Origin of the sequence: Thioclava sp. DLFJ4-1, from assembly GCF_002020145.1 — a bacterium.
Lineage (GTDB): Bacteria > Pseudomonadota > Alphaproteobacteria > Rhodobacterales > Rhodobacteraceae > Thioclava > Thioclava sediminum.
The window spans coordinates 47783-66208 of the sequence record NZ_MPZT01000005.1 but is presented as its reverse complement, the minus strand read 5'-3'; the positions used below and the strand labels follow the sequence as shown (position 1 = coordinate 66208).

Sequence of the window (18426 nt, the reverse complement as noted above, 5' to 3'; positions counted from 1 at the left end):
GACCCTCGTAAATTGGGTCCCTGGTCCCCATATAGATCAAACCGGCGACAAGCATCCCGGTCCGACATGGACCAAGAATTGACGTCGGGCGATAAAAGGATCGATGACATGTCCTTCAAGGACCTGACCACTCGGGCCGCAGCGGCGCTGAAGCCAACGCCCGAGAAGACTGCCAAGCCTTCTGCCGAGAAGAGCGAGTCTAAGGCCGCCAGCAAGGAAGCGACGGCTAAATCCAAGACTTCTTAAGACCTGCGCAGACCCGCGCCCCGGCCCTGGCAAGGGCGCGGGTCATTCGCTCATCATGTGAGAGGATTAGGCCAGTGGAAGAACTTACACGCAAGACCGTCGCGGTTTTTTCCCGCCCGTTCAACATTCCGGGGTTTGCCGAGACACTCCCGGCGGGAGAGTATGAGATCGAGACGGAGCTGGTCTCGCCTCCGGATCGGAAGGACCCCGAAATCTGGAAAGCTTCCGTCATGGTGAAGCTTCATCCCAGAGCCACACATCCCGGATTGGTAAGGACGCTGACCGTTTCTCTGGCCGATCTCGATCACGCGCGTGCCAGAGACAAGCTTACGGGCCGTGCCCTGTCGGATTTTTTCGTGGAAGAGATGCTTTCGGATCCGATGGTGCGCCTCGTGATGGAAGCCGATGGTGTTTCGGAGGCGCATCTGCGCCATCTCTACTCGGTATTCCGATCGCCTGATCCTGATCTATCCAGACTGGAGCCCCTGCCGGCTCCCGAAAGACGGCGCTACGAAGCCTCCATTCTGGCCGCCGAAAACGAAGGGATGCCGACGAGTCCGGAAACACGACCGAGAAATTAGCGGCTTAACGAGGCGTCTGGCTGCCCCATTGCTAGCCGACATGGCTGTGGGCGTGGCTGCCACTATTATCTGACCGTATTGGAGCGTCATTTGGCCTGCCTCGACATTCTTCACAAAACGACCTACCGATACCGGGGAGACGTCTCTCTCGGGCCGCACAGGTTGATGCTGCGCCCGCGCGAGACGCGCGAATTGCGGCTGCTCTCGCACGCGCTCTCGATTACGCCGGCGGCGCACATAACATGGGCGCATGATGTGGCGGGCAACGCCATCGCCACTGCCGTGTTCGACGACCAGACTGATCATCTGGCAATCGAAAGCCGTGCGTCCGTGGAGCTGACTGCGTCGGCCTGGCCGGTCTTCGCCATCGCTTCTTCTGCTGCCCAATATCCTTTTCTCTACGCTGCGGACGACTGGACGGACTTGGGGGCGCTGACCACCCCGCAATATCAAGACATCCAAGGCCGCCTTTCCCGCTGGGTCGAGAACTTCGTCATGGGGCGCCCGACTGACACATTGTCTCTGCTGAAGGACATCAGCACCGGGGTGTTCACGCAGATTTCCTACCAGAGCCGGGAGGATGAGGGCACCCAATCGCCGGCCGAAACACTCGACCGGTGCTGGGGTTCGTGCCGCGACTTCGCGGTCCTGCTTGCCGAGGCCGTCCGCCATCTCGGTTTCGGATCCCGCATCGTCTCGGGATATCTCTTCAATCCCGAAATGAACCTTGTGGGATCGGCTGGCTCAGGGGCGACCCACGCATGGGTCGAGATATTCGTCCCCGGCGCCGGATGGATCGCATTCGACCCGACAAATCGCAGCGTCGGGTCGCAGAACCTGATACCGGTCGCGGTCGGTCGAGGTATCCATCAGGTCTCACCAATTTCGGGCAGCTTCTCAGGATTTGGCAACGCGCTCTATGATCTCTCTGTTGAGGTCTCCGTTCAAAGCGGGCGCGCCGCCGTGCCCGTGGCGGAGGAGGCAAGTTTCGACGACCTGCCAAGGCGTTAATCAGGTGATGGGTGCTTTGCACGTTCAGTCGCGATGAAAGTCGATATTTCCGAATTCCTTCCGGGTGCGCTTTTTGACCGCTTGAATACAATCCTCTGGCACGTCGCAGGTGAAGCCGCCTGATCCGCTAATAGTCACGAAGCCATCCCGTGCGCGTCCTTCAAACCGGAAGATCGTTTTTTCTGCGCCAGTCACAAAAACGCCTTGGCCGGGCTGAATTGCATCTTCCATTTTCAATCTCCCTCTCGTTTCCGCCCTCAGGCAGCTAATGAAACGAACCGCCATACTCCTGCAAAGAGACTCAACCTTTGCGATGCGGATTGACACCGTCGCACCGGGGAGGCTCGCGGGTCAAGAAAGCAGCAATAACTCAATAACCTCTGACATGCTCCCCTGAAACGTCCTCGTTTTGAAGCTAGCCTGTTTCCCGAACGAAGAGAGGCGAGTTGGGCTTACGGCTGCTTCATTGCCGCAATGACACGCGTCTGAAGTTCCAATGGCAAGGTATCTATCGCGCGCGCAAAGGTAGCGAGGTCCTGTCGTGCGGCATGCAACTGGTCAAGGAGCGACATCACGATTGCCAGCGCCGTTTCGTCGAGGTCAAGATCATGGGAAAGATCGCACAGTAACTCCAACCGCGCGATGTCGACCCGGCGAAAAATAAAACCAGTTTCGCCCTTTGCCGGTCGAACGAGTTCGCCTTCGATAAAGTTCAAGAGCTGGCTTCTTGTGAGCCGGGTGACGTTGGAAATCACGTCCTCTTCGGAAAACCTGTCCGTCATGCGCTGGCCCTCTTCATCAAATCAACACGCGGATCGAAGCGATGTGTCTTGCGCCACTCGGTGAGGAAATTGCGCAGATCCTCGTCAATGCTGGGTGGTGTCACGATCTTCAGCTCAACCCGCTGATCACCCTTGGTTTTGCGCTTCGCGTTGGCGATGCCACGTCCACGCAAACGTAAGACCTGGCCCGAATTCGCGCCCGCTGGGATCGTGAGCCCGACGGGGCCGTCAATGGTCGGTGTGGTGACTTTGCCGCCGAGAACGGCCTCTTCGATGGTGATGGGGAGCGTGACCAGGATATCGTCGCCGTCTCGGTCGAACACCGGATGAGACCCCACCAGAACGGTGATCAACGCATCACCCGCAGGAGCATCGCCATAGCCAGGCGCCCCCTTGCCGCGTAACCGAAGTGTCTGGCCGTCTTCAGTGCCCCGTGGGATCTTGACTGTCAGGCTTTGTCCATCGGGCAGCGTGATGTAGGTTTCCGCTCCGCGCGCAGCATCGAGAAACGGCACGTTGAGCGAGTAGCGCGCGTCGGCGCCGCGCGCGGAAAAACCACGGTCGCCGAAGTCGCCGCCAGACCGTCCGCGATTGCGCAATATGTCAGCGAAAATATCTGCCGGATCGACATCCGGCCCAACCCCGCGCTGTCGATGATAGCTGTTGTCGGATGAGCCCGAGAAATCACGGTAATACTGGCGCTGCGGACGTTCTGCGCCGAGGCCATCGATTTCTCCGGCGTCATAGCGCGCACGGGTTTCAGGATCTTTCAGGATATCGTAAGCGGCCGATATCGCCTTGAACCGCGCTTCGGCTCCTGCGTCATCCGGGTGCAAATCAGGATGGCTTGTCCGCACAAGTTTGCGATACGCCTTCTTGATTTCGTCAGCTGTCGCGGCCTTGGTCAGGCCAAGGACTTTGTACGGATCATCGGGCATCCAGGTTTCCTGTTCGGCGAGCGATGCATCGCAAGGCAGAGCGCGTGCGGAAATGGGTTCACTTGTCGTTGGATGCCACGAGAAGGGAGCTTGAGTCCGTGATCCACGTCAATGTGGAAATGCCGTGAGTGACTGTGGCCGGCCGATTTGGGGCCAAGCGGTAGCGAACCCACGGCGAACGCGGCGCGCGATGAGGCTGCCACCCATGAGGGAGACTTGGCCCAAAGCTAGGATCAAGGCGTCTCAATAAGCATTCAGGAAAGTGGCTCGCGCTGAACGCCGACTGATCAGCCTCGTCTCTCGGGGAGCCGCCATCAGGCAAGATTATTCGCGGAGTCTGGAAATTAACGAACCCGGCACAGCTATTTATTTTGCCGTGGCCTGTTTTGCGCTGGCTTTGACAGGGGACGGATTTGTCGGCGCACGACGAAAGCCGACGCCTTTCCGGAAACCTTTTTTGGCGGGTTGGCTCAGGAAATCCTTGAGGTCGAGTTGTTTCTTTTGAGGGGAATAGCCCATGATCGTTCTCCGCGTAGACAGGTGAATTTTGAACCCGCCCGCACATCCTGGTCCGCAATGCCGGATGGGTGGTTCTACAGATGTTTCGAACCTGGACTGCGCAAAGGTATTCGAGCAGAGAAGACTCTCGCCACGTGGGCGCGTTCGCGGACCGGAAGACACCAGTCCGCGAACGGTTTTATCAGGCGAGTTCGAGATCCTTGGCGGATTCCCGACCATCGCGGCCGGTTTCGATCTCGAAGGTCACTTTCTGACCGTCGTCGATCTGGGAAAGGCCCGCCCGTTCGAGCGCGCTGATGTGCAGGAACACGTCCTTGCGACCGCTCTCGGGTTGGATGAAGCCGAAGCCTTTGCCGGGGTTGAACCATTTCACGGTGCCATTGGCCATCGTGTTGTCTCCTTGTTTGGAAATCTGCCCGCAGGATGCGGCAGGTCGGCCGGTCAGATCGAAAAGCAAACTGAGGCCGATAAGGGAGACAGGGTGCGGTCGGAATAACTAAGCATTTTATAGATGGGGTTGGCGGGCGGCGATACAAGATGCAACCGAGAAATGAGATGAGAAATGCGTCTCTCAACCCAGATGCGCATTCGGGGCTGAGGGCGGGCGGCCTTTCTCGATATCGAGAAAGGACTTGCCCTGCGCGCTCTATTCGGCAGCGGGACGCCCGGGCGGGATCACCGGAAAGTAGGCGCCCGTGCCCTTGCGGCAGATATTGCCCCCATTATCCGCGATCGGCAGGGTCAGTTTGCGGTGAAGGGAACAGGCCGTCGAAAAGTTTCGATCGTAGAGCCTGCAGCTTTTGCGCTTCGCGCGGGGGGCTCCGCTGCGGACGAGGTGCCTTGGGGCTTTAACATCTTCCATTTGACTTATGCTTTTCGCATCATATATCATCTTTATGATGAAGAAGCTTGTAAGTATTGGCGAGGCCGCAAAGGCCCTGGGCGTGACTCCGCTCACCTTGCGCAGATGGGATGAGAGCGGCAAGCTCAAGCCCGACCTCGTAACCGAGGGTGGGCGGCGCCGCTATAACCTCGCCAAACTTCAGCCGGAGCTCCATCGGCAGCAGGATAAAGCTGCCCGGCGCACGGTTGCCTACGCACGCGTTTCCTCCCATGACCAGAAACCTGACCTGGAGCGCCAGGCGCAGCTTCTCGAGGCCTATTGCGCCGGGCAGGGCTGGACCTACGAGGTGGTCACCGATCTTGGCTCTGGCATGAACTATCGCAAGAAGGGCCTCAAGCGCCTACTCGAAGACATTGTCGAGGATCGCGTCGGCCGACTGGTCATCACTCACAAGGATCGTTTGCTGCGCTTCGGCGCCGAGCTCGTCTTCGCGATCTGTGAGGCGAAGAACGTTGAGGTCGTAATCCTGAACCAGGGCGAAGACACCAGTTTCGAAGAGGATCTTGCCCGGGATGTGCTCGAGATCATCACGGTGTTCAGCGCACGGCTCTACGGTGCGCGCTCCCGCAAGAATGCGAAATTGATCGCAGACATCAAGGCCGCGGCCGAAGGAGGCGATGATGGCGTTTGATGGAGCAGCGATCTCTACCCGGATCATGACAGTTCACCGCATCGCCCTCGATGTAGACAAGGCGCAGGACGCACTGTTTGCTCAATGCGCCGGCATCGCCCGGTTCAGCTGGAACTGGGCTCTCGACCGATGGAAATCCCAATATACCGCGCATTGCGAAAACAATTCCCTGCCCAAGCCTTCCGAGGCTGCGCTGCGACGCGAACTCAATGCCATCAAGCGGGCTGAATACCCCTGGATGCTGCATGCGCCCAAAGCGGTTCCACAGCAGGCGATCAAGAATCTTGGTGCCGCGTTCAAGGGTTTCTTCGAGGGGCGCTCCCGCTATCCCAACTTCAAAGCAAAAGATCTCTGTCGTGAAAGCTTTCGGCCGGACAATGGCCCCGGGACATTCCGTGTCGAAGGGCGACGCCTGAAACTGCCGCGCATTGGCTGGGTGTCTATGCGGGAGGCCCTGCGCTTTGGTTTCGAAATGAATCCAACCTTGAAATCCGTCACCATCTCGCGGGAGGCGGGCCGGTGGTTCGCGGCGATTGCGGTTGAGATCGATCACAGCTTTACACCACGCCCCGAAGGAGCGGTCATCGGCGTCGATCTCGGCGTTACGGATCTGGCCACCTTGAGCGACGGCCGCAAGTTCTCCGGTTCAAAATCCCTGGGTCGCAACCTGAAGCGGCTCGCACGACTGCAGAGATCTCATGCGCGAAAACAAAAGGGCGGGAAAAATCGGGCACGGTCTCGTGCCCGGATTGCAAAGCTCCATGCACGCATCCGCAACATCCGCCAGGATGGGTTGCACAAGCTCACGACCAAGCTGTCGCGTGAAGCCAGCACAGTGGTCATCGAGGACCTCAATGTCCGCGGCATGATGGCGAACCGGCATCTTTCCCGCGCCATTTCCGATATGGGGTTTTTCGAGTTCCGTCGGCAGCTGAGCTACAAGCTCGCACGTCTGGGCGGCACTCTTGTTGCCGCCGACAGGTTCTTTGCATCCAGCAAGACCTGTTCGGCATGTCACACCAAAGCGGAGGTTCTTCCGCTCTCGGTCCGCTCCTGGACCTGCGCCAATTGCGGCGCGCAGCACGATCGCGACATCAATGCGGCGATCAACCTCAAGAATCTGGCCGGTAGCGAGGACCTCAAGGTCCGTCCGGTGTCAGCTTGTGGAGTGGAAGGCTCTGGCGGCGGGACTGATCTTGCCGTGAAACCGGCCACGATGAAGCAGGAAAATGGACCTGATCGGAAAAGATCAGGTCCATGAAAGCGGCTAACCGGTCAGGCCGCAAGGGCATGAGCCGCTGGTTCAAATGGCACGAAACCCGCGGTGCCGGCGGCACCGAGGAAGGCGCTGCGCGCATCGCCCACGGAACCCAGGCAGTCCATCGCGGCCTCGATGCGTCCGATCGCATGGTCTTGCGCGGTGTCGGCGACGGGCCACTTCTTGCGAAGCCAGTAATGCACCTGCTCGATAGTGCTAAAGTTCTTGATGTCGCCTTCCGGCGACACGACGAGAGAGATGGGTTTGCCCCAGTAAATTTCGATCAAGGTTCGTATCTTTCCAAGAGATCGTGACGGGACCAGTTTGACCGGTCGCGCGATCACGGAAGCACGATGCGGGCGAGGCCTGCGCCATGCGGTGAATTGGGGCGGCGCGCGGTATTGCGCGCGAGATGTCTTTGCGTTCGGATAGCGACCCGTCCGCGTCAACGCGCGCGGCTCACTATCGGGATCGGGCACCTTCGACGTGCGCAGCTCATGGCGAACGCGCAAAGGTGGGAAATGTGCAATCGACCAGAACCCGCACGGCGCGGTTGCTGAGGGGCTGGTCTGCTCGAACGGCGTCACGGCGCTATGGGCCGGGTGAAGCTCCTTTTCCTTATGCCGCCTTCGAAAACGCGCGGCCCGACAAAGCTCAAGATCGTCGCTGAGCCGAAAGGAACAGGGTCCGAGAATTAAGATATGCGAGTTCACAGATAAGCGATCTGCGCCACAATTGCGAGGAAATTGCAGCGCGCGCCCGCGTTTTCGCACAACAGATTGATTGTGCCCGATATTATCGGCTTTCGTCAGGCGAGGCCGGACAACGCGATGGAGCGCCGCGCATTTCCTTTGCTAAATAAGCCAAATCGGCGTAGAACAAACAAGCTACGTTATTCCCTTCTGCAACCTGTCTCCCTCCTTGGCTTCAGTCTGCCTTATTGAATTGACTGAGCCGGGCTGTCGCATTCTGCGGACCGCAATATTTGAGGAGACATCACGATGGCCAATGGCACCGTGAAGTGGTTCAACCAGACCAAAGGCTTCGGCTTTATCGAAGCGAAGACGGGTGGACGTGACATTTTCGTCCATATTACGGCCCTTGAGCGCGCGGGCCTCTCGCAGCTCGATGACGGACAGGCCGTCACCTACGAGATAGAAACCGGACGCGACGGGCGTGAGTCCGCCTGCAATCTGGCGCTCGGCTGAACGCAAAGGTTCCATATCCGGCCCGGTGGGCCGGATTTCGCAACCAAGGAGGGCATATGCCCCGTAATTACAATGTGGACGGATTTTTCCGTGATCTGCCTCGGAAATCCGTGACGGCTCAGGACAAGACGGATGCCGCAGTGCGCCTCATCCGTGACGATGACTCCGCGAAAAGAGCGGAGCTGACCGCGAGTTTGCGCGCGGCGCGTTTGGAACGGAATTCGGACGAAAGTGCTGCGGCACCGTCCCCGCGCGAGAAAAAGCCGCGACGCTGACCGGATATTTCGGTCATCCACAGGAATTTCCCGAGTATCTCTCGGGGATTAAAGGGAGGGCCGAAATATGGCTGTCGAAAAAATGCCTGCGGGCAAGACGTCCCAGACGAGGGACCACGCGCATTCCAAGGGCCATGCTGCTCTTGCTTGGCATCACTTCTTCCGGAGTTTGTCCGAAGAAAAGATATCGGACGAGCGCAGCGCCCTGCCGGGCGGTGTTCAGGAATAGTCTTGCCTGAAATTCGGGACCGGAGTTCCTGGCAAGAGGGCTGAGCGATGTGAGGTTTCGCAAAAACTAACAACGCGCGCCACACGACTTGTCGGGAGGCAAGGCGGCGGGAGGAAACTCCTGCCGCTTCGCTTTCTTAGCGGATAGGTCATTCGGCTGTCAGAATTCTAATCCGGGAACCGGACACCGCGTCAGCCGGCACGACTTCACGCTGAGGATGACGTCTTAGGCGCAATCGCGGATATTCAGAGCTTTTCGTCAGGTGACGGTCGCTGCGAGTTCGCCAGGGCTGATCGGTTTTGGCATAAAAGCACTGCGCTTGGGGAGGTCTAGCGTTTCGGGCGCTGAATACCCCGACATGATGATGATCTGGCATGCGGGAAACCTGCGCCGCACCTCATGCGCGAGCCCCACTCCGTTCATTTTGCCGGGCATGTCGATATCGGTAATTAGCAGGTCAATTTCCTGCCACGCGTCTAGTAGGCTGAGTGCAGCATCAGCGGAGCTCGCCTCAAGCACATAATAGCCTAGTTCTTCGAGCCCAAGAACGAGATCCATCCTTATAATGGCCTCGTCTTCGACCACGAGAACTTTGGTCGCATCGTTGCGCATCATATTACCTTGGTGCCTGAGGAGAAGGTGCGCTTTGCCGAGACACAGGGACAATACGCAATTGCGATAGAGCAACTGGCGGTCAGAAGACTTAGACCAACGCTATCGCGCATCTGCGGTTCCCTGGCGAATTTAATATTTATCTATTTTGGCCGCGTGTTCAGTGGGCCATGCCCGCTGGCCGCGCCACATGGCGTCTAGTCATTTCAAACCTCTTGTCCTGTTAGACACAGGCGGCCAAAAAACGTCAGGACAAAGCAGGGGGACTCCTCCCGCAGCTTTGTCTCCAATCGTTATGCGATCCGTTCACGGTGTTGCGGGGAAAGATCGTATCGTATCCCCAAGTGAAGACGAAGATGTAGGCGAGATAGACGCCTGCAAACAACGCTTCCATCACGAGAATGGTCAGCAGAGAGGTCTTTTCGCCTCACGGTCTGGCGTCAGTTTTCGTAGGTTCGTTCCTGCTCGTTTTCTAGTCTTCCAATCATCCTCCGCCGGACGCGGAGGCACCATTCGTCCGCGGATACGATCTGTATCGTCTTAGGAGGGCTGCGACATGGAAGTAGCAACGGGGTGTTCGCTTTGCTGCAACTAGCGGCACCATTGTTGCAGTTACACCAATGAGGTGGAGCGGGTCGGGGTGTTCGATGACTGACACGCAGTCTCGCGATCCGACCACCGCCGTGTGAAAGGGGGAGATCGAGCACCCGAAGCCCATCGGCGCTGCATGTTCGGTAATATTTAGTCAGTCCGCGAAATGGCTGTTATCGAACACTCTGATGGTAGGGGATGAGCTCCTCCCATCCGGCCCGCTCAAAGCTCGCCATCGTGCATTCTTGGAAGGCGCGAATCCCGCAGAGGAGCAGGGCCTGCTCGATCGCGTTTCCCATTCGATACGTCATCTCGCTCTGCGGGAATGAGCGACGAGCCGGGCGATGAACCCCTCTTGCCGGTCGATATCCCAAAGAGGCTGCCGTCTGGCCCGGCAGCGCAAAGAGCCATCTATCCCGCGGTTAACATAGCGCGATCTCGACCGGGGCGGAGCGCGCCTCGATCTCTGTCGCGGCGTCGAAGAGCACGTCTTCGCGGAACCTCCCTGCCACCATCTGGATACCCAGCGGCGCGCCTTCGGGCGTGGCCCCAGTGGCCAGCGAAAGCGCCGGCAGCCCGGTGATTGGCAGGCCCACCATCGCGTTCTGTGCGTCCCAGACGCGGCGGAAATCAGCATCGCTCCCCAAGTCGAGATTGTCGGCGAAGGGCAATTCCGAACTCGGCGGCAGCAGCACCAGCGGGTAGCGCTCAAGGAAGAGCGCCCATTCCCGCGCGATTTCGGCCCGGCGGATCAGCGCGCGCGGGATCGCATCGGGGGCGAGGGAGCGGATGAACTCGGCCTGGCCTTCCAGCACGCGAAGCGCACCTGGATCACCCTCGGCTTGCGCCGCCGCAAGCTTGCCGGGATAGTCGTGGCCCAGCCAAAGCGTGACCTGCATCCGCGCGGCCTCGGCAATCGGCGGCAGCGCGTCGAGCTCGTCCACGATCCAGCCAGCGGCGCGAAGCTTCTCGGCGGATTGCAGGAGGCTCTGTTCCAGCGCCGGATCGGTCCGCGCGCCATCGGGCCGCAGGCACAGCGCCGCGCGCCGATCCACCGCAGATCCGTGCAGCGGCGCGGGCACCGACCAGATGTCGCGCGGATCGGGCTTGGCCATCGCGGTGAAAGCGAGCCGCAGATCCCCGACTGAGCGCGCGAGCGGCCCGGAGGTCGCCATCAGCTGTCCGCCGATATCGCGCTCCGCCCCGCTGGAATTATGCGCCGCGATACGCCCGAAGCTCGGCCGTAACCCATGCACGCCGCAGGCATAGGCCGGGTAGCGGACCGAGCCCGCGATATCCGTGCCATGCGCGATCGCTCCGATCCCGGCCGCAACCGCAGCGCCAGCACCGCCCGACGAGCCGCCCGGCGTCAAATCCTTGCGCCGCGGATTGTAAGTGTGGCCATGCAGCAGGTTGTTGGTGAACCAGCGATAGCTGAAAGCGGGCGTGTTGGAGCGCCCGAGGCTGACCGCCCCCGCGCCCAGCAGGTTCGCAACCACCGGGTTGTCGGTCTTCGCGATAAGATCCTTCTGCGAGGTGAGCCCGTTCGTCGTCGCATAGCCGCGCTGGTCCACGATCACCTTGATCGTCACCGGCACCCCGGCCAGCGGCCCCGGATCCTCGCCGCGCGCGATACGGGCATCGACCGCCTCTGCCGCGGCCAGCGTCTCCTCGGGTCGGCATTCGACGACGGCGTTGATCGCGGGATTCACCGCCTCAAGCCGTGAAAGTCCAGCCTGCGCCACCTCGCGGGCACTGACCTGACGCGACCGCACGAGAGCCGCGATTTGCGTGGCGCCCAGGGACCAGAGAGCGGGTTCGGCGGTGTCGTTCATTTCGGAAACTCCAGTCTTGAAAAATAGGGCATCGGAGCTGTGCCGAAGCGGCAAGCCATGCGGGGATGCAAACTGCGGGGTTCGGTCAGCGCGACAGCATGCGATCCATGTGGAAGGAGGCGTCGAGCTTGCCCATGAAGGAGGCGGCGCAGGCCATATGCTCGCCCATCAGTCGCGCCGCCGCATCGGCATCGCGCGCCCGGAACGCCGCGAGAAGTTGCCGATGCGCATCGACATTGTGTTCGCCGAAATCCTCGTGCTCGGGCATCGCCTCGGAGCGGTAACTGACCAGATCGCGCAGCATCGAATTGAGGAAGCGGCACATGAAGATCAGCATCACGTTGTCCGAGGCCTCGCAGAGAATGTCGTGAAATTCGGTCTCGAGCGCGCGCACCCGCTCGCGGTCCTGCGCGGCGTTGGCCGCATCGCAATCCGCGATGTTCTGCTCCAGTCGCGCCAGATGCTCCTCGGTCAGTCGCGGAGTCACGTTGCGCGCCAGAACCACCTCCAGCGTCTCGCGCAGTTCGTAGACCTGCGCGAAATCGAGCTTCTGGAAATGCAGATAGCGGCGCAGTTGCTGGGTTACGATGTCGATCGAGGCCGCCTGCACCTCGGGTCCGCCATTGGGGCCCGAGACCATGCGCAACAGCCCTTCCACCTCCAGCGCTTTGAGCGCCTCGCGGATCGTCCCTTTCGAGCAGCCGTAATATTCCATCAAGCTGCGTTCGTTCGGCAGCCGATCTCCCGGATGCAGTCCCTCGCGCGAGATGCGTCGGCGGATATCCTCGGTGATCTGGTCCGACAGCTTGATCCGCGACAATCGACCGCCGCTGGCTCGGGTTTCGTTCTTGTTCATCCGCTCCCTGACCAACGCTCTGCGCCGCGCGCAAGCGCCTGCTGCGTTGTTCCCTTATGTCCGTGACCCGTTTCAGGCCTTCACTCCAAGATAGCGATCTATCGTCTCGGAATCACTGGCGAACTCTGTCGCACTGGCCTCGTGGACGATCCGACCCATCTCGAGGATGTAGTGACGGTCGGCCAGAGCGCGGCACACGGCGAGGTTCTGCTCGACCAGAAGGATCGGCACGCCCGCGTCGCGGATCAGCCCGATTTGCGAGACGATCTCCTCGACAATGATCGGCGCGAGACCCTCGACCGGCTCGTCGAGCATCAGCACTTTCGGTCCACCCAGCAAGGCGCGCGCGATGGACAGCATCTGCTGCTCACCGCCCGAAAGCTGTCCGCCACCGTTGCGCCGGCGCTCTTCGAGCCGCGGAAAGATCTTGTAGATATCCGCAATGGCCCAAGGCGAACCGCGTTTGACCGCGATGCGCAGGTTTTCCTCGACGCTCAGCAACTGGAAGATACCGCGATCCTCGGGCACCAGCGACACACCGGCTTTGGCGATTCGATGTGCGGGCTGGCCGGTGACGTCACGCCCGGCCAGCTCTACCCGGCCCGAGCGTGGCGCGACCGCACCCACAGCGGTTTTCAATGTCGTGCTTTTGCCTGCGCCGTTGCGGCCCAGAAGCGTGACGATTTCGCCCTCTCCCAGTTCCAGCGAGACGCCCTGAAGAATGTGGCTCTTGCCGTAATAGCTGTGCAGATCCGTCAGTCGAAGCGCCGCCGTCATGCGATGTCTCCCGTGATCATGTTGCCCAAATAGGCCGCCTTGACCTCTGCATTGTCGCGCACCTCGGCGGGCGACCCCTCGACCAGTTTGCGGCCGAGTCGCATTACCGTGATCGTGTCCGAGATGTTCATCACGATGCCCATGTTGTGCTCGATGAAAAGCACGGTGTGGTCGCGGCCGAGATCGCGGATCAGGGTCTTCATCCCCTCGATATCGTCGATCCCCATGCCGGAAGTCGGCTCGTCGAGCAGGATCACGCGCGGGCGCGCCGCAATCGCCATGCCAACCTCAAGGCGGCGCTGCTGGCCGTGTGACAGCTCCCCCGCCGCGCGGGTCGCGACATGGCTTAGAGAGAGCCGTTCGATCACCGCGTCGGCGGTCTCTAGCACGCTCTTGCTGGCCTCCGCGCTGCGCCACGGGATCAGTGCCTGCCACGGCGTGCGTCCTTGCGCGGCCAGCCGCAGGTTCTCGCGCAGGCTCAGTTCCGGAAAGAGGCTGGTGACCTGGAACGAGCGCGCGATGCCGAGGCGCACCCGGTCATCGTCGGAAGCGCGCGTCACATCACGGCCCTCCAGCTCGATCCGGCCGCTGCTGGCAGCAACCGTGCCGGTGAGCGCGTGGAACATCGTCGTCTTGCCCGCGCCGTTCGGCCCGATGATCGAATGAACGGAGTTCCGCTTCACGCTGAGATCGACGTCGCTCAGCGCATCGAAGGTGCCGTAGCGGACGCCGAGCCTGTGGGTTTGCAGGGCAATATCAGACATCGCCAGCCTCCTTCCGCGTCACCTTGCGTCGTTCGACCAGCGCGTCCCAGCCGCGCTCGACCAGCCCCCAGAGCCCGCGCTGGAAGAACAGCGCGACTGTGACCAACACAAGTCCCAGCAGCAAAAGCCAGCGCGGCCAGATCACTGAGAGCGTATCCGCCAGCAGCAGGTAGAACCCGGCGCCCATGACCGACCCGAAGAGGCTCGTGGAGCCGCCGATGATCGTCATCACGAGGATCATCTCGCTGGTGTGGTAGTTGATGCTCTCGAGCGGTGCGACGCCGATCAGCAGCGCATGCAGTGCGCCGCCGAGGGCCGTGATCGCACCCGAGATCGCGAAGGCCTCGATCTTGAAGAGCCGCACCGGGAAGCCGATCGCAGCGGCGCGACCTTCGTTTTCACGGATCGCGAGCAGCGTGCGCCCGAAAGTGGAGCGCGTGACCATCAGCAGCAGCCCGAAGATCACGAGGAAGAACACCGCGACGAAAGTGTAATAGGCCCAAGGCCCGTCGAGCACCTGTCCCATGATCTGCGGGCGGGGCACGCCGAGGAGGCCGTTATCGCCCCCGGTGATGTCGCTGAACGTGTAGGCGAGAAAATAGAACATCTGCGCGAAGGCCAGCGTCAGCATCACGAAATAGACGCCCTGACGACGGATCGTGAACCAGCCGACGACGGTCGCCACCAGCCCGCCCAGCACTACTGCGCCCAGCAGCACGAGCGGGATCGGAACACCCCAACGCGTTGTCAGAACGCCCGCGACATAGGTGCCGAGCCCGAAGAAGATGCCCTGCCCGAAAGACAGAAGCCCGGTATAGCCCAGCAGTAGGTTACAGGCCGCGACGACCATCGCGTAGATCAGGATCTCGGTCGCGAGGATGCCCGAGCTGAGCACGAATGGCAGGATCAACACGGTCGCCAGCGCGAGGCAGATCTGCACCTTGGCAGTATCGAGGACATGCATCGCTCAGACCCTCCCCAACAGACCGCGTGGGCGGATCGCGATCACCGCCGCCATCGCGATATAGATGAAGAGCTGTGCGCCCTGTGGCCAGATCGTCGTCATCAGGCTCTGGATGATACCGATCAGCAACCCCGCCACCAACGCCCCGGTATAGCTGCCCATGCCGCCGATCACGACGACGACGAAGGCGACCGAGAGCGCCTCGGCGCCCATGAAGGGTTCGACGCCGCGGATCGGCGCGGCAAGCGCGCCGGCAAGGCCGGCCAGCCCGGCGCCGAAGGCGAAAACGGCGGTGTTGATGCGCATCGTGTTGTAGCCGAGAAGCGCCATGTTCGACGCCGACTCAGAGCCCGCGCGCACAATTGCCCCCAGCCGCGTGCCCTCCAGCAGCCACCACAGCCCCGCGGCCATCACCGCCGTCACGATGATCGTGAACAGCCGGTATTGCGGGTAGATGAAGTTGCCCAGCATCACGACGCCGCCCAGCCCGTCAGGCGTGGGGACGGAGCCGCCGATCGGCCCCCAGATGATGATCGCGAGCTCCTGGAAGACCAACGCGATGCCCACCGTCACGAGGATGTGGAACGTGTGCGGCAGCTTATAGATCCGGTGCAGCAGCAGCGCTTCGATCGCGCCAGCGACGATCGCCACGATCAGTGTCGCCACCGGCAGCGCGATCCAGAAGCTCACGCCCCGCTCGACGAGATCATAGGTCAGATAGGCGCCCAGCAGATAGAAGGCGCCATGGGCGAAATTCACGAATTGCAGCAGGCCGAAGATGATGCTCAGCCCGGCGGCGAGCAGGAAATATAGCATTCCCAGCCCGATGCCGTTGAGGATCTGGAATAGGTAGATCACGGGCACACGCTCCCAGTAAGGCAGTAGAGGGGACCCGCCGGGAGACGGGGGGAGCTCCCGGCGGATCGGCATGGCTACGGTCTGTCGGCTGGTCAGGCCGGCAACTTGCAGCCCGCAGCTTCCGGATCGAGGAAGGACTGGCCGGAATTGATGATCTCGGCGTAATCGTCCTTGTCCTGCATATCCGCCTTCGCCTTGCCCTTCAGGAGGTAGTAGTTCTTGATCACCTGATGATCGGCGGCGCGGATTTCTTCCGGCCCGGTGAGGCCGTCGTATTTCCGACCTTCGAGCGCCTTGGCCACCTCTGCGCCCTCGGTGCTGCCAGCCTCGGCGGCAGCTTCGAGCAGAAGTTTCGAGATGATGTAGGAGCCCGCCAGCGAATAGTTCGGGTTGTAGCCGTATTTCTCCTGCACGGCTTTCACGAGCGCCTTGTTCGCGGGCGTGTCCGCCTGATGCCAATATTGCGCGCCGAAATAGACGCCCTCGCAGGTATCCGCGCCCAGCTCCTCGAACTGCTCGAGACCCGACGCCCACGCGATGACGATAGTCATACGCTGCTTCATCCCGAAGGAGATTGCCTGACGCAACGTGGCCGAGGATTGTGAGCCGAAGTTTAGCAGCAGCAGAACGTCGGGCTGCGCGGCCATCGCGTTGGTCAGGTAGCCCGAGAATTCACGTTCGCTCAGCGAATGGTAGCTGTTGCCGACATGCTCGATGCCCTTTTCCTCGAATACGTCCTTGGCGGCGCTCAGAAGCCCTTCGCCGAAGACATATTGCGGGGTGATCGTATACCATTTCTTTGCATCGGGCAGCATGTCGATCAGCGGGCGCACAGTCTCGTTGATCGCGCCATAGGTCGGCACCGACCAGCGGAAGGTCGCGCTGTTGCAGTCCTTGCCGGTGATTTCGTCAGCACCCGCGGTGGTCATGAAGACGCCACCCGCGCGCTCGGCTTCCTTGCCCATCGCCAGCGAGACGGAGGACAGGATGCCGCCGGCGAATAGCTTCGCGCCGTTCTGCTCGGCCGAGTCCTGCACCTTGCGCACGGCGGTCGCGGGCTTGCCCTCGGTGTCGAGATCGAGCGTGTTCACCTCGATGCCCTTCGCCGCAGCGACCTCTTCAGCCGCCAGCTTGGCGCCGATCACGGCGTATTTGCCATTGGCCGCGAAGGCGCCCGAGATCGGCACCGGCACGGCGAGCGTGATGGCTTGGCCTTGCGCCAGAACCTGTCCCGACAGCCCGGGCATCGCGAGGGCTCCTGAGGCGAGAGCGGAAGTCGCCAGAAACTTGCGTCTTGTGATCATGGTCTTTCCCTGTCGTGATTTTTTGTATCCGTCATGTTGATCATATCTATACGCATAGATTCAATCACAAACGCGTGAGTTGGCCCGCGATGCGTCAGTCGCAAGTTTTTTCATCAACGCAGTAAGGGAATGCGGACGAAAAGACCGAAGCGGAAAGGAGGCCGGTGGACGTCTGCCTGTCCGAGTGTTCGGTGGTCTAAAGGCTGGCGGCGCGTGACGGCCCGTTACGATAGGCGCCCAACGATATTCGTCCCAGCGAGAGCACGCGCCGAGACAGTCCGGTTCTGGTGGTGAGGTCTCAGTCTCGGTGAAAGTGGCTGAGGGTGAGACCATAACCATGGTGCGGAGGCGATAAAGACGCGCGTTTCCATACGCCCCTTTACGGCGCTGTCGCGCCGTCCCGCAATCCAACCGTTCGAGAAAGCTACCTATAGTCTGTCATATAGGTAGCTTTTCCGGGCCGGCGTTGCCCGCTCCGCCCGGCATCGCCGGTCAGTCCGTTCACCCGCGCTCGGCTTCGCTCTCCTTGAGGCTGGCGAGGATGACCTCGTAGGCGCTGTCGATATCCTCGCGCAGGGCTGCGATGGCCGCTGCACTGTCGCCGTCCCGGATCGCTTCGAACAGCCTGCGGTGCTGCTTGTTGGAAACGCGGTAGTGGCCATGACGTTGCAACAGGTGGAACTGCGGATTTATCCGCAGCCAGATATTGCCGATGATCTCGAGGAGCAGGGGGGAACCTGCCTGCCGGTAAATCGTGAAGTGGAAGTCGTAATTCGCATGAATGAATTCGCGCACTTGGCCTGCGGCTTCCGCAGCTTCCATCGCGTAGAGGACTTTCTCCAGTCGGGCGATGAACTCGGGATCGCGGCGCTCGACTGCCCAGGCCACCGCGGTGGTCTCGATCTCCGAGCGGACTTTGCGCAAGTCGGCGAGTTCGTCTGCCCCAAGACGCGGCACGCCGATGGATCGTCCCGACACGATGGTCAGGGCTCCGAGGGCCATAAGCCGGGAAATTGCTTCGCGCACCGGCATCGGACTGACGTCGAGCGCCTTGGCGATGCTGGCGACAGTGATCGACTCGCCGGGAGCGATCTCGCCCTGCAGAATCAGATCGCAAAGCCGCTGATGCACCAGCGTCTGCAGGGTTTCGCGCTTTAGCGGCGTGACGCTTTCGAACATGGTCAGACCTTTCATTTCACGGCCCAAACTACGCCGGCTCGAAAAAGAATAAAACACGTTTTGACTTTTGATCAAAGATATCGGATCGTGAATTCCGTGAGGCG

Annotated in this window: 22 protein-coding genes; 6 read left to right on the top strand and 16 right to left on the bottom strand. The window is 60.9% G+C overall.

The window, feature by feature from the left end; all coding sequences use genetic code 11:
- Positions 1–66: 66 nt before the first annotated feature.
- The 3 genes from BMI85_RS21465 to BMI85_RS15575 all read left to right on the top strand — a co-directional run bounded on the left by BMI85_RS21465 (position 67) and on the right by BMI85_RS15575 (position 1838).
- The gene (locus tag BMI85_RS21465; RefSeq protein ID WP_078572565.1) at positions 67–246 is read left to right on the top strand and encodes a hypothetical protein; all 180 of its coding nucleotides are present in this window, start codon (positions 67–69) and stop codon (positions 244–246) included.
- Between the two features lie 74 nt (positions 247–320).
- Positions 321–827, top strand: coding sequence for a hypothetical protein (locus BMI85_RS15580; protein ID WP_078572564.1), 507 nt, complete (start codon positions 321–323; stop codon positions 825–827).
- A 90-nt stretch (positions 828–917) separates the two neighbouring features.
- Positions 918–1838, top strand: a complete 921-nt coding sequence (locus BMI85_RS15575) for a transglutaminase family protein (RefSeq protein WP_143595113.1) — start codon at positions 918–920, stop codon at positions 1836–1838.
- Positions 1839–1862: 24 nt separating this feature from the next.
- Here the strand turns inward: BMI85_RS15575 and BMI85_RS15570 are convergent, their stop codons facing one another.
- The 5 genes from BMI85_RS15570 to BMI85_RS15555 all read right to left on the bottom strand — a co-directional run bounded on the left by BMI85_RS15570 (position 1863) and on the right by BMI85_RS15555 (position 4465).
- Positions 1863–2069 (bottom strand): hypothetical protein, encoded by a 207-nt coding sequence (locus tag BMI85_RS15570; protein WP_078572562.1) that lies wholly within the window; start codon positions 2067–2069, stop codon positions 1863–1865.
- 221 nt (positions 2070–2290) lie between these two features.
- Positions 2291–2620 carry a chaperone modulator CbpM gene (locus BMI85_RS15565; RefSeq protein WP_078601931.1) on the bottom strand — a complete coding sequence of 110 codons (330 nt, stop codon included), beginning with the start codon at positions 2618–2620 and terminating at the stop codon, positions 2291–2293.
- The gene (locus BMI85_RS15560) at positions 2617–3558 is read right to left on the bottom strand and encodes a J domain-containing protein (protein ID WP_078601930.1); all 942 of its coding nucleotides are present in this window, start codon (positions 3556–3558) and stop codon (positions 2617–2619) included. Before BMI85_RS15560 ends, BMI85_RS15565 begins: the two co-directional genes overlap by 4 nt.
- A 366-nt stretch (positions 3559–3924) precedes the next feature.
- Positions 3925–4077, bottom strand: coding sequence for a hypothetical protein (locus BMI85_RS21460; RefSeq protein ID WP_168174797.1), 153 nt, complete (start codon positions 4075–4077; stop codon positions 3925–3927).
- A 181-nt stretch (positions 4078–4258) separates the two neighbouring features.
- On the bottom strand, positions 4259–4465 hold the full coding sequence (locus BMI85_RS15555) for a cold-shock protein (protein WP_078572559.1): 207 nt from the start codon (positions 4463–4465) through the stop codon (positions 4259–4261).
- A 511-nt stretch (positions 4466–4976) separates the two neighbouring features.
- Between BMI85_RS15555 and BMI85_RS15550 the strand changes: the two genes are divergently transcribed.
- On the top strand, positions 4977–5612 hold the full coding sequence (locus tag BMI85_RS15550) for an IS607 family transposase (protein WP_078602200.1): 636 nt from the start codon (positions 4977–4979) through the stop codon (positions 5610–5612).
- Positions 5602–6873 (top strand): RNA-guided endonuclease TnpB family protein, encoded by a 1272-nt coding sequence (locus BMI85_RS15545; RefSeq protein ID WP_210402366.1) that lies wholly within the window; start codon positions 5602–5604, stop codon positions 6871–6873. Before BMI85_RS15550 ends, BMI85_RS15545 begins: the two co-directional genes overlap by 11 nt.
- A 14-nt stretch (positions 6874–6887) precedes the next feature.
- Here the strand turns inward: BMI85_RS15545 and BMI85_RS15540 are convergent, their stop codons facing one another.
- A complete protein-coding gene (locus BMI85_RS15540; RefSeq protein WP_078572439.1) occupies positions 6888–7157 on the bottom strand; it encodes a DUF982 domain-containing protein in 270 nt (89 codons plus the stop codon).
- A gap of 714 nt (positions 7158–7871) precedes the next feature.
- Between BMI85_RS15540 and BMI85_RS15535 the strand changes: the two genes are divergently transcribed.
- Positions 7872–8078 carry a cold-shock protein gene (locus BMI85_RS15535; protein ID WP_078601929.1) on the top strand — a complete coding sequence of 69 codons (207 nt, stop codon included), beginning with the start codon at positions 7872–7874 and terminating at the stop codon, positions 8076–8078.
- Positions 8079–8840: 762 nt separating this feature from the next.
- Here the strand turns inward: BMI85_RS15535 and BMI85_RS15530 are convergent.
- The 10 genes from BMI85_RS15530 to BMI85_RS15490 all read right to left on the bottom strand — a co-directional run bounded on the left by BMI85_RS15530 (position 8841) and on the right by BMI85_RS15490 (position 18397).
- A complete protein-coding gene (locus BMI85_RS15530) occupies positions 8841–9194 on the bottom strand; it encodes a response regulator (RefSeq protein WP_078602198.1) in 354 nt (117 codons plus the stop codon).
- Positions 9195–9441: 247 nt separating this feature from the next.
- Entirely contained in the window at positions 9442–9603 is a 162-nt protein-coding gene (locus tag BMI85_RS21160; protein ID WP_274962001.1) for a hypothetical protein, read from the bottom strand.
- A gap of 604 nt (positions 9604–10207) precedes the next feature.
- Entirely contained in the window at positions 10208–11620 is a 1413-nt protein-coding gene (locus BMI85_RS15525) for an amidase family protein (protein ID WP_078601928.1), read from the bottom strand.
- 85 nt (positions 11621–11705) lie between these two features.
- Positions 11706–12476: an FCD domain-containing protein gene (locus BMI85_RS15520; protein ID WP_078572443.1), complete on the bottom strand. Its 771-nt coding sequence runs from the start codon at positions 12474–12476 to the stop codon at positions 11706–11708.
- Positions 12477–12548: 72 nt separating this feature from the next.
- A complete protein-coding gene (locus BMI85_RS15515) occupies positions 12549–13253 on the bottom strand; it encodes an ABC transporter ATP-binding protein (RefSeq protein WP_078601927.1) in 705 nt (234 codons plus the stop codon).
- Entirely contained in the window at positions 13250–14017 is a 768-nt protein-coding gene (locus BMI85_RS15510) for an ABC transporter ATP-binding protein (protein WP_078601926.1), read from the bottom strand. Before BMI85_RS15510 ends, BMI85_RS15515 begins: the two co-directional genes overlap by 4 nt.
- Complete coding sequence (locus BMI85_RS15505) at positions 14010–14981, bottom strand: branched-chain amino acid ABC transporter permease (protein ID WP_078529577.1); 972 nt, start codon at positions 14979–14981, stop codon at positions 14010–14012. Before BMI85_RS15505 ends, BMI85_RS15510 begins: the two co-directional genes overlap by 8 nt.
- A gap of 3 nt (positions 14982–14984) precedes the next feature.
- A complete protein-coding gene (locus BMI85_RS15500) occupies positions 14985–15839 on the bottom strand; it encodes a branched-chain amino acid ABC transporter permease (protein WP_246831798.1) in 855 nt (284 codons plus the stop codon).
- Between the two features lie 92 nt (positions 15840–15931).
- Positions 15932–17086 (bottom strand): ABC transporter substrate-binding protein, encoded by a 1155-nt coding sequence (locus tag BMI85_RS15495; protein ID WP_246831799.1) that lies wholly within the window; start codon positions 17084–17086, stop codon positions 15932–15934.
- A gap of 558 nt (positions 17087–17644) precedes the next feature.
- Positions 17645–18397 carry a GntR family transcriptional regulator gene (locus tag BMI85_RS15490; protein WP_246832576.1) on the bottom strand — a complete coding sequence of 251 codons (753 nt, stop codon included), beginning with the start codon at positions 18395–18397 and terminating at the stop codon, positions 17645–17647.
- Positions 18398–18426 lie beyond the last annotated feature (29 nt).